Annotated in this window: 10 protein-coding genes and 1 rRNA gene; 5 read left to right on the top strand and 6 right to left on the bottom strand. The window is 65.5% G+C overall.

Annotation, left to right across the window (positions count from 1 at the left end; translation table 11 throughout):
- Together VGH54_RS22525 and VGH54_RS22520 are read right to left on the bottom strand one after the other, a co-directional pair.
- Positions 1-776: thioredoxin domain-containing protein (locus tag VGH54_RS22525; RefSeq protein ID WP_331514321.1), on the bottom strand; the 776-nt coding region annotated here is incomplete at its 3' end.
- Between the two features lie 162 nt (positions 777-938).
- A complete protein-coding gene (locus tag VGH54_RS22520) occupies positions 939-2120 on the bottom strand; it encodes an acetyl-CoA C-acetyltransferase (RefSeq protein WP_331514320.1) in 1182 nt (393 codons plus the stop codon).
- A gap of 79 nt (positions 2121-2199) precedes the next feature.
- Between VGH54_RS22520 and mce the strand changes: the two genes are divergently transcribed.
- Positions 2200-2685 carry a methylmalonyl-CoA epimerase gene (gene mce, locus VGH54_RS22515; RefSeq protein WP_331514322.1) on the top strand — a complete coding sequence of 162 codons (486 nt, stop codon included), beginning with the start codon at positions 2200-2202 and terminating at the stop codon, positions 2683-2685.
- Positions 2686-2689: 4 nt separating this feature from the next.
- On the opposite strand, the gene VGH54_RS22510 is transcribed toward mce, so the two are convergent.
- Positions 2690-2986 carry a hypothetical protein gene (locus VGH54_RS22510; RefSeq protein WP_331514319.1) on the bottom strand — a complete coding sequence of 99 codons (297 nt, stop codon included), beginning with the start codon at positions 2984-2986 and terminating at the stop codon, positions 2690-2692.
- Positions 2987-3008: 22 nt separating this feature from the next.
- Positions 3009-3680 (bottom strand): endonuclease NucS, encoded by a 672-nt coding sequence (nucS, locus tag VGH54_RS22505; RefSeq protein WP_331514318.1) that lies wholly within the window; start codon positions 3678-3680, stop codon positions 3009-3011.
- Positions 3681-3729: 49 nt separating this feature from the next.
- On the opposite strand from nucS, the gene VGH54_RS22500 reads away from it, so the two are divergent.
- From VGH54_RS22500 to VGH54_RS22485, 4 genes are all read left to right on the top strand, one after another.
- Positions 3730-5337, top strand: a complete 1608-nt coding sequence (locus VGH54_RS22500) for an adenylate/guanylate cyclase domain-containing protein (RefSeq protein WP_331514317.1) — start codon at positions 3730-3732, stop codon at positions 5335-5337.
- A 396-nt stretch (positions 5338-5733) separates the two neighbouring features.
- Complete coding sequence (locus VGH54_RS22495; protein WP_331514316.1) at positions 5734-7353, top strand: chloride channel protein; 1620 nt, start codon at positions 5734-5736, stop codon at positions 7351-7353.
- Between the two features lie 88 nt (positions 7354-7441).
- The gene (locus VGH54_RS22490; protein WP_331514315.1) at positions 7442-8938 is read left to right on the top strand and encodes a DNA-3-methyladenine glycosylase 2 family protein; all 1497 of its coding nucleotides are present in this window, start codon (positions 7442-7444) and stop codon (positions 8936-8938) included.
- Positions 8935-9432, top strand: coding sequence for a methylated-DNA--[protein]-cysteine S-methyltransferase (locus VGH54_RS22485; protein ID WP_331514313.1), 498 nt, complete (start codon positions 8935-8937; stop codon positions 9430-9432). The genes VGH54_RS22490 and VGH54_RS22485 overlap by 4 nt, the downstream gene beginning before the upstream one ends.
- Before the next feature lie 23 nt (positions 9433-9455).
- On the opposite strand, the gene VGH54_RS22480 is transcribed toward VGH54_RS22485, so the two are convergent.
- Both VGH54_RS22480 and rrf read right to left on the bottom strand, forming a co-directional pair.
- Positions 9456-10031 carry a hypothetical protein gene (locus VGH54_RS22480; protein WP_331514312.1) on the bottom strand — a complete coding sequence of 192 codons (576 nt, stop codon included), beginning with the start codon at positions 10029-10031 and terminating at the stop codon, positions 9456-9458.
- Positions 10032-10340: 309 nt separating this feature from the next.
- Positions 10341-10451 (bottom strand): 5S ribosomal RNA (gene rrf / locus VGH54_RS22475).
- Position 10452: the final 1 nt, after the last annotated feature.

Raw genomic sequence — 10452 nt, 5'->3', positions numbered from 1 at the left:
AGCCCGACCAGACGGCCGAACGCGCCTTCCACATCTTGGCTCAGGAGCTGGACGTCAGCAGCGGCGAATGCCGCCTCGATGTCGTCGGGCGCGGCATCGGCGACGGCCACCGCATCCGGCGCATGCGCCATCGCCCGCATCAGAAACGCGATTTGGCGCACTGCGCCCTTTGCTTCGGCGTGGTTCGGGTCGGCGTCCAGGATCGCCTGATACGAGTCGAGCGCCGCCCCGAGGTCGTTGTCCTCGAGCTGCTGGCGGGCCTGCGCGAGAGCCGGATCCACTTCCTCTGGCTCGTCGGAATCGGCTGCCCCGCCGAGCTTTCCAGCAGTGGCCGACAGCAGCGAGTCGATCCAGCGGCGTAACTGCTCCGGCGGCTGCATGCCCTGAAAGCTGGAAAGCGGTTGTCCGGCACCCAATGCCACGACGGTGGGGACCACCTCGACGCCGAAGATCTGCGCCACCCGGGGAGCCACGTCGACGTTGACGCTGGCTAGCGACCATTTACCGCCGTCGGCGGCGGCCAGACCGGACAAGATGTCTGCCAGCTGGAGGCAGACATCACTGCGCGGCGACCACAGCAGCACGACCACGGGCACCTGGTTGGAGCGCAGCAGTACTTCTTGCTCGAAGTTGGCCTCGTTGACCTCGACGCCGGCGGCGGCCGTCGAGCCGTCACCGTGCGTCTCGCCGGCGGAGGGTGGGGGTTGCTTGAGGGCAGACAGATCGACTGCGCCGCCGGTCAATGCGGGCCCAATCGGAGGTCGAGGACGGCTCACGCGGTCAAGTCTGGCACGCAGCCGTCCATCGCGTTTCATCCGGTTCAGCGGGCCGTATGACCAACGTCACATCCACCATGGACGCGCCAACGCGGTCGCAACGACAGCAAACTTCATGGCGTGGCCGTCGATCGGTCGGCGAGAGACCGTACTGGCCGGTAACTAGCGAGCGCGCAGAACCAGCGCGTCTCCCTGGCCACCCGCTCCACACAACGCAGCAACGCCGTAGCCGGAGCCCCGGCGGGCCAGCTCGAGAGCCGCGTGCAGGGTGATCCGGGCGCCCGACATGCCGATCGGATGCCCGATGGCGATGGCGCCGCCGTTGACGTTGACGATCTCGGGATCGATACTGAGTTCCCGCGTCGAGGCCAGGGCCACCGCGGAGAACGCCTCGTTGATCTCCACCACGTCGAGTTGGTCGACGGAGATACCTTCGCGGGCGATCGCCTTCTTGATGGCGTTGGCGGGCTGCGACTGCAGCGTCGAATCCGGGCCCGCCACCACGCCGTGCGCGCCGATCTCGACCAGCCAGGTCAATCCCAGCTCGGTGGCCTTGTCCTTGTTCATCACGACCACCGCGGCCGCGCCGTCGGAGATCTGCGATGCCGAACCGGCCGTGATGGTGCCGTCCTTGCGGAACGCCGGCTTGAGAGCGGCCAGTGACTCGGCGGTGGTGTTGGCCCGGATGCCCTCGTCCTCGGTGAACTGCAGCGGATCGCCCTTGCGCTGCGGGATGCTGACCGGCACGACCTCGTCGGCGTAGACGCCGTCCTTCCAGGCCGCGGCGGCCTTCTGGTGCGACTGTGCGGCGAATTCGTCCTGCTCGAGGCGGGTGAACTTGTCGACGTCGTTGCGCTGCTCGGTGAGCGCACCCATCGGCTGGTCGGTGAACACGTCGTGCAGGCCGTCGTAGGCCATGTGGTCCAGGACCGTGACGTCGCCGTACTTGTAGCCCGAGCGGCTGTCGATCAGCAGGTGCGGGGCCTTGGTCATGGACTCCTGGCCGCCGGCCACCACGACGTCGAACTCGCCGGCCCGAATGAGCTGGTCAGCCAGCGCGATGGCGTCGATGCCGGACAGACACATCTTGTTGATGGTCAGCGCCGGCACATCCCAGCCGATGCCGGCCGCGACGGCAGACTGCCGCGCCGGCATCTGGCCGGCCCCCGCGGTCAGTACCTGGCCCATGATCACGTACTCGACCAGCGAGGCCGGCACGTTCGCCTTCTGCAGGGCGCCTTTGATCGCGATGGCACCCAGATCGCTGGCGTGCAAGTCCTTCAGCGAGCCCATCAGCTTGCCGACCGGCGTCCGAGCTCCAGCAACGATCACCGATGTCGTCATGACTACCTCCACAGCGGGGTTCAACAGCCGATCCGACGGACCGGAAGAAGCGGATTCGTTCCCGTCAGGTTACCGTTACGTGATGACCACCGATCAAGTTGACACCCGTCGAGTCCTCAGCACCGCTCTGGTGACGGCAGTCGACCACATCGGCATCGCGGTCCCCGACCTCGACGCCGCGATCGCGTGGTACCACGACAACCTCGGCATGATCGTTCTGCACGAGGAAGTGAACGACGATCAGGGAATTCGCGAGGCAATGCTGTCGGTGCGCGGCGCTGCGGTCGGTAGCGCGCAAGTTCAGCTGATGGCCCCGATCGACGACTCGTCGGCGATTGCGAAGTTCCTCGACAAGCGTGGTCCCGGGATCCAACAGCTGGCCTATCGGGTCAGCGACCTGGACACCCTCAGCGAGCGTATGCGCGAGCAGGGAATCCGGCTGCTTTACGACGTGCCCCGCCGGGGGACAGCGAACTCGCGGATCAACTTCATCCACCCCAAGGACGCCGGCGGCGTCCTGATCGAGTTGGTCGAACCGGCCAGCGATTCAGACTCCGCGCACTGACGCCTCAACTCCACTTTCTCGTCGGCCCGCGCGTTGCCCGATTAGCCCAGCACGGCGTGTGCCAGTGCCGCCGGTCGTCCACGGCCACCTCGCCGAAATCGGCTAGCCATACCACCACATGAGCTGTGCCCGAGCGTATTTCGTGATCGCAGCCCGGGCAACGATACGTCTTGAGCGCTCGCGCGGCGGCTACCGGCCGAACCTCGTAGTCGTGTCCGTCTGGCCCGGTCTCTACCCGACGTGCAGCGGGCAGCGGCCCAAACGACTGCTGCCGACGCGGTGAACTGCGGCGTCGCGCCATGACAACAGTCTAGTGAGGCAGCTCAGAACAACCGGAACTCGTCGGAATCCATGCCCCGCATCTTGTCGTAATCCAATGTCAGACAACGAATTCCACGGTCAGTGGCTAAAGTTTTCGCCTGCGGCTTAATCTGCTGCGCGGCGAAGACCCCGCTCACGGGCGCCAACAGGCTGTCCCGGTTGAGCAGCTCCAGGTAGCGGGTGAGCTGCTCGACCCCGTCGATTTCGCCGCGGCGCTTGATCTCCACCGCGACCGAACGTCCCTGTTCGTCGCGACACAACAGGTCGACCGGCCCGATCGGCGTCATGTACTCGCGCCGCACCAGCGTGTAGCCCGCCCCGAGCAGCTCGACGTGCTCGGCGAGCAGCACCTGCAAGTGGGCTTCGACGCCGTCTTTGACCAGCCCGGGATCAAGCCCGAGCTCATGGCTGGAATCGTGCTCGATGTGCTCGACGGTGATGCGTAGTTGCTCGCCGGCCTTGTTCTGCACCACCCAGACCGGCACCTCGCCGTCGGCCTCCTCGGAGAACCAGCACGGCGGGCTCATCCAGTTCAGCGGCTTGTAGGCCCGGTCGTCGGCGTGCACGCTCACCGAGCCGTCGGCCTTGAAGAGGAGCAGCCTGCGCGCCGAGGGCAGATGAGCGGTGAGGCGTCCGACGTAGTCCACGGTGCAGCGGGCGATGACGAGGCGCACGCAACACACCTTAAGCGTGGGCGGCGGCGGCAATTAGGCTGACGCCACCATGATGGCTAAGCGATCGACCGCGCAACGGCTGGGGCGAGTGCTGGAGCGGGTGACTCGGCAGAGCGGTCGACTGCCAGAAACGCCGGCCTACGGTTCCTGGCTGCTCGGGCGGGTGTCGGAGAGCCAGTCCCGCCGGCGAGTACGCATCCAGCTCATTCTGACCGTGTTCATCGTCGGGGCGAACCTGATCGGAATCGCCGTTGCGGGGCTGCTGTTGACCGTCGCGTTCCCCACTCCGAGCATTTTCAGCGACGCACCACTGTGGATCACCTTCGGCGTCACGCCGGCTTACTGCGTCGTCGCGCTGGCACTCGGCACCTATCTGATCACCCACCGGACCATCGCCGCCCTGCGATGGGCCATCGAGGAGCACGAACCGACCCCTGCCGACGAGCGCGCCACCTTTACCGCTCCGTTCCGGCTGGCGTTCGGTGTCCTCGTGCTGTGGGTGCTCGGCACCGGCTTGCTGACGACGCTCTACGGGTTGGCCGACAGCACCTTCGTTCCGATCGTGGGCTTCTGCGTCAGCGTCTGCGGCATTCTGGTGTCTACCGCGTGTTATCTGTTCACCGAGTTCGCGTTGCGGCCGGTGGCCGCTCAGGCACTCGAGGCGGGCCGGGCACCGCGCCGGTTGGCCCCCGGAATCATGGGCCGGACATTGACGGTGTGGCTGCTCGGGTCTGGCGTTCCGGTGCTGGGCATCATGGTTACCGCGCTGTTGGGTGGCGTGCTGCTCGACAACCTGAGCAAGACCCAATTGGCGATCGCCATCCTGGTGATATCGACCGCGGCGCTGATCTTCGGCTTCGTGTTGATGTGGATTCTGGCCTGGCTGACGGCGACGCCGGTGCGGGTGGTTCGGGCGGCGCTCAAGCGGGTCGAAGACGGCGATCTGCGTGGCGACCTGGTGGTGTTCGACGGCACCGAACTCGGTGAGCTGCAACGCGGATTCAACTCCATGGTCGACGGCTTGCGCGAGCGCGAGCGGGTGCGCGATCTGTTCGGCCGCCATGTCGGACGCGAGGTCGCCCTTGCCGCCGAAAGAGACAAGCCCGAGCTCGGTGGCGAAGAGCGCCATGTCGCAGTGGTTTTCATCGATATCATCGGCTCGACACAGCTGGTGACGAGTCGCCCGGCGGCTGACGTCGTGCAGCTGCTGAACCGGTTCTTTGCGGTGATCGTCGAGGAGGTCGACCGTCACCAAGGCCTGGTCAACAAATTCGAGGGCGATGCCGTGCTGGCGGTTTTCGGCGCGCCCAACCATCTCGACCGACCGGAAGACCAGGCCCTCGGCGCCGCGCGGGCCATCGCCCATCGTCTCGACAGCGAGGTGCCCGAGTGCAAGGCCGGCATCGGGGTCACGGCCGGCAACGCCGTCGCCGGAAATGTCGGCGCTAAGGAGCGGTTCGAATACACGGTCATCGGCGAACCGGTCAACGAAGCGGCCCGGCTGTGCGAGTTGGCCAAGGACGTGCCGAGCCGATTGTTGGCATCCGCGGACACCGTCAACGCCGCGAGCGACGACGAACGGGCCCACTGGTCGTTGGGTGAGACCGTCACGCTGCGCGGCCACGATCAACCGACGCAATTGGCGACGCTGAACTAGTCGGGAACGCCGTGGATGAATACGGACCGGCTGAGCCGGAGCCACGCGTCTCGGAAGCGGTCGGGGTCCATGTCACGGGCGCGCGACCAAGCAGAACTTGCATGATGGGCATGTATCTCAGAGCGGCCAACAACACTGCGCTGATCGCCTCGGGGTCGTCGATCTCGCTGCCGGCGTCTTGTGCGCTCGCCTGCAACGCCTGCCCCATGATCTGGTGCGCGACCGCGAAGTTGCGTACCCGCAATTCCTCCTGGGGTCCCACAGACGACCTACAGATTAGGTACGCGATACTGCGCAAATGGTCGACGATCTTCGTGCCAAGTTTCCCGGATTCACCAGCGCTGACACGAGCGTGACGTGTTGGTTGCACGTACCCGCGTCGCGGGCCGCGGGCTCGTGAGCACGCGACTGGCCGACTTCGTCGTCGATCGACGAATGCTGCTGATGTCAGCGCTCGCAGCGCCCATCGGTGCGCTGGCAGCGGCCGCGGCCTGGTGCCTACTGCGGCTGATCGGGCTGGTCACCAACCTGGTCTTCTACCAACGGTGGGCGGTCGATCTGATTGCCCCGGGAGCTCAACATCATCCGTGGTGGCTGGTGCTGGGTGCGCCCGTCGCCGGCGGTCTGGTCGTCGGCGTGATGGCGCGGCTTGGGTCGGAGAAGATCCGGGGTCACGGTATGCCCGAGGCGATCGAGGCCATCCTGACCCAAGGCAGTAGAGTCGAGCCGAAAGTTGCTGTGCTGAAGCCTATTTCGGCGGCAATCAGCATCGGTACCGGCGGGCCGTTCGGCGCGGAGGGCCCGATCATCATGACCGGCGGGGCGCTCGGTTCGATTCTTGCCCAGCATCTGCACCTGACCGCCGACGAGCGCAAGATCCTGCTGGTTTCGGGCGCCGCCGGCGGAATGGCAGCGACATTCAATTCCCCGCTGGCATCCATCTTGCTGGCCGTCGAGCTGTTGCTGTTCGAATGGCGGCCTCGCAGTACCGTGCCCGTCACCGCGGCAGTCGCGGTCGCGACGATCGTGCGTTCATTCATCCTGGGCAGCGACCCGATATTCCCCGTGGCCCAACACGCCACCCAAATTCCTTGGAACATCGACCTGTTGGCGTTCATCACTGGTGTGTGCGGTGCTGCGATCGCTATCGTCGCCACCCGGCTGGTGTACGCGTCCGAAGATGCGTTCTCGCGTCTGCCGTTTCACTGGATGTGGTGGCCCGCCATCGGTGGCCTGGTGATCGGGATCGGTGGACTTATCCAGCCGCGCGCCCTCGGTGTCGGCTACGACGTGATCGGCGCGCTGTTGACTGGCCATGCCACGCTGTCGCTCGTCGTCGGGATACTCATCGTGAAAACGGCGATCTGGTCGTTGTCGCTGGGGTCGGGCACGTCGGGTGGTGTGCTGGCGCCGCTGTTCATGATCGGCGGCGCGCTGGGAGCCCTTGTCGGACACTGGTTCCCGGTCGTGTTCGCGGGATTCTGGGCGCTTCTGGGGTTGGCCGCCGTAGTCGGGGCCGCGATGCGCGCGCCGCTGACCGGCATCGTGTTCACCCTCGAACTGACCCACGCCTGGCCTGCACTCTTCCCTCTGACCATCGCCTCGTTCACGGCTTACGCGGCGTCGGTGCTGATACTCGACCGCTCGGTTCTGACGGAGAAGATCGCCCGGCGCGGTCTGCATCTGACGTGCGACTACACCACCGATCCACTGGAGGCCTTCTTCGTCGAGGAGGTGATGCATCCTGAGCCGCCGCTCGTTCCCGTCGGAGGCACAATCGGCATCCGCGACACATTGCGGCATGCGGCCAACGTCCTGGCTGAGGCCGGCGGCCGTCCGGTGCAGGTGGTGTCGCCGGAGGGCCGCGCACTGGGGCACGTGACGATGGACGATCTCCTGGTCGCCCGGCTGCACGACCTGAACGAAGACACCCTGCGCACCCGTCACTTTGTTGCCTTTGGACGTCCTCGGCCGGTAGCCGACGGCGCAGCGTCAGAGCCACCGCCACCGGGCTGACGCCCTAGAGCGGGTCCGGCAAGCCGTCGACCACCACGATGTCGCTTTCTCGCTAGAAATGTCAGTGACCCGGTGTAATTGTCGAACCGTGCACGAAGACTTCGACCGCTGCTACCGAGCCGTCCAATCCAAGGACACTCGCTTCGACGGCTGGTTCGTCACCGCCGTGCGAACTACCCGGATATATTGCCGACCCAGCTGTCCCGTCCGGCCGCCGTTCGCTCGCAATGTGCAGTTCTTTCCCACTGCGGCAGCTGCGCAACGCGCCGGCTTTCGCGCGTGCAAGCGCTGCCGCCCGGACGCGTCGCCGGGCTCACCGGAATGGAACATTCGCGACGACCTCGTCGCGCGGGCCATGCGCCTGATCGCCGACGGCCTTGTGGACCGCGAGGGTGTCGGGGGCCTGGCCGCCCGGCTCGGCTACACCACCCGACAGCTTCAGCGATTACTGCAGACAGAAACCGGCGCCGGCCCGCTCGCACTGGCCCGCGCACAGCGCGCCCAGACTGCGAGGGTACTGATCGAGACAACAGATTTGCTGTTCGGTGACATCGCTTTTGCCGCAGGTTTTTCCAGCATCCGGCAATTCAACGACACGCTGCGCTTGGTGTGCGACAGCACTCCGACCCAATTGCGTAAGCGTGCGACCTATCGATTAGGTTGCGCCGCAACAGATGTAGGCTCACCTGGAACGGTGTCGCTGCGTTTGCCGGTGCGAGTTCCGTTCGCCTACGAAGGAGTATTCGGCCACCTTGCCGCCAGCGTGGTCCCCGGCTGCGAGGAAGTGCGCGACGGCGCCTATCGGCGGACGTTGCGGCTGCCGTTCGGCAACGGAATCGCCAGCCTGACACCGGCGCCCGATCATGTCCGGTGCGTGCTGGTGCTCGATGACTTTCGCGATCTGACGGCCGCGATCTCGCGCTGCCGACGACTTCTCGACCTCGACGCCGACCCGGACGCCGTAATCGAGGTGTTGAGTGCCGATGTCGCCGTGGCCCCGGTGGTAGCCAAGGCACCTGGGCAGCGCATACCGCGCACCGTCGACGCGGCCGAACTGTCAGTGCGAGCGGTGCTGGGTCAGCAGGTATCGATCAAGGCCGCGCGGACCCACGCCAGCCGATTGGTCGCCGCCTACGGCGATCCGATCGACGACGCCAACGGCGCACTGACGCATACGTTTCCGTCGATCGAGCAACTCGGCGACATCGATCCGGCCCACCTGGCCGTTCCGAACTCGCGCCGGCGGACCGTCACCGGCCTCGTCGCCGCGCTGGCCGATGGCAGAGTTGTACTCAACGCCGGCTGCGATTGGAACGAGGCTCGTACCCAATTGCTGGCGGTGCCCGGAATCGGACCGTGGACCGCAGAGGTGATCGCGATGCGCGGCCTGGGCAACCCTGATGCCTTTCCGGCCAGCGATCTCGGATTGCGTTTGGCCGCTGAGCAGTTGGGCTTGCCGAGCGACCACCGCGAGTTGAGCGTGTTGAGCCGCCGCTGGCGGCCCTGGCGTTCCTACGCCACCCAATATCTGTGGACGACGCTGGAGCATCCAGTGAACCATTGGCCAGCAGAGGAGATCGCATGACGCACTACCGCACTATTGACAGCCCGATCGGATTATTGACGCTGGCCGGCCACGACCAAGTGCTCACCAATGTGCGAATGGTCGATCAGACCTATGAACCGAGTCGCAATGGCTGGTCTCCAAATCCCAAGGCGTTCAACGACGCAGTGGATCAACTGAACGCATATTTTGCCGGTGAGCTCACCACGTTCGACCTCGAGCTCGATCTGCGGGGCACCGAGTTTCAGCGGCGAGTCTGGCAGGCGCTGCTGACAATCCCGTTCGGGGAGACCCGGTCGTATGGTGAGATCGCAGAACAGGTCGGCGCTCCGGGTGCCGCTCGTGCCGTCGGCTTGGCCAACGGCCACAACCCGATCGCCATCATTGTTCCGTGCCACCGGGTCATCGGTGCCAGCGGAAGCCTCACCGGGTACGGCGGTGGTCTCGATCGGAAACGTTCGCTGCTCGCACTGGAGATGAGACACACCTCGGCGACATTGCCGCTGTTCGACTGAGCGTCGATCAGGTGAGTACGCGCCTAGAACCCTGGGGAAGGAGCTGGTTGTCGACCGGCAAGGTTGAGCCCAGGCAGCAGCGGCTGTGGAGCCGGTGCTGGCGCCCCAGGTAGGCCGAGCGGCAACCCGGGCCCGCCGGCGCCGGGGATGGGGAACGGCATGTTGCCGTTGGCGACCGATGTCATGAATCCCGGGCATTCCGCCTGGATGGCCATGCTGGCCAGGAAGCCGGCCACGGGTGGAGCCAGCCCTCCTTGACCGCTGATTTGAGCCGCATTGCTGGCCAGGCCGCCACCGGGTTTCACCAACATGGGACAGATGGACTGTCCCATCTGTGCGATGGCGCCGCTGACCGGGCCGTTGTTGCCGATACCGACTCCGTTGAGCGCCGGGGTCATCGCGTCGCCAACCGAATCCGCATGCGCAGCAGGAATCGATGCGAAGGCAGCGGCACATACACCCGCGGTAACGATGACCGGTCGCAGAACCGCTGTCACCAGGATTTCCGCGGTGTCCCATTTCGACCGCTTGGTCTCACGCCTCGTCCGCCCCTTTGACAGTGGCCGGCGCAGAAAGCCGGCCCTCTTCGTCGCAGTCATGTTGAGCTCCCCTCCGTCAGCACTCCATGCACATGGAGCACAGATTTCACTTTGATAACGTTAGGGTAATTTTGTCACATTTACAACACGATCGGATAACCGTTTGCAACCGCAGCGTTGCGCTACCGCGACCTGTGAGACCTGAATGCAATAATTCCGGATTTTCCGACGGACGTTTGCTGAGTGTTGAGGTCACACGGCGGCACCGCGGAGCGGCCGGCCCGGGTGGTTGCGGTTGTGTTGGGCGGCTAGATATGCAAATGCCCGTGCCCCCCAGGGTTTTTGGGGGGCACGGGGCTTGTTGTGTGTGTTCGGCGGTGTCCTACTTTTCCACCCGGGTGGGTAGTATCATCGGCGCTGGCAGGCTTAGCTTCCGGGTTCGGGATGGGTCCGGGCGTTTCCCTGTCGCTGTGGCCGCCGT

Source organism: Mycobacterium sp. (genome assembly GCF_036488105.1).
GTDB lineage: Bacteria > Actinomycetota > Actinomycetes > Mycobacteriales > Mycobacteriaceae > Mycobacterium.
This window is presented reverse-complemented; position numbering and strand designations above follow the sequence as displayed.

Coding starts and splice junctions, on each gene's coding strand:
- VGH54_RS22520 (WP_331514320.1), bottom strand. CDS start 2,120: ATGACGACATCGGTGATCGTTGCTGGAGCTCGGACGCCGGTCGGCAAG.
- VGH54_RS22510 (WP_331514319.1), bottom strand. CDS start 2,986: ATGGCGCGACGCCGCAGTTCACCGCGTCGGCAGCAGTCGTTTGGGCCG.
- VGH54_RS22500 (WP_331514317.1), top strand. CDS start 3,730: ATGATGGCTAAGCGATCGACCGCGCAACGGCTGGGGCGAGTGCTGGAG.
- VGH54_RS22485 (WP_331514313.1), top strand. CDS start 8,935: ATGACGCACTACCGCACTATTGACAGCCCGATCGGATTATTGACGCTG.
- VGH54_RS22480 (WP_331514312.1), bottom strand. CDS start 10,031: ATGACTGCGACGAAGAGGGCCGGCTTTCTGCGCCGGCCACTGTCAAAG.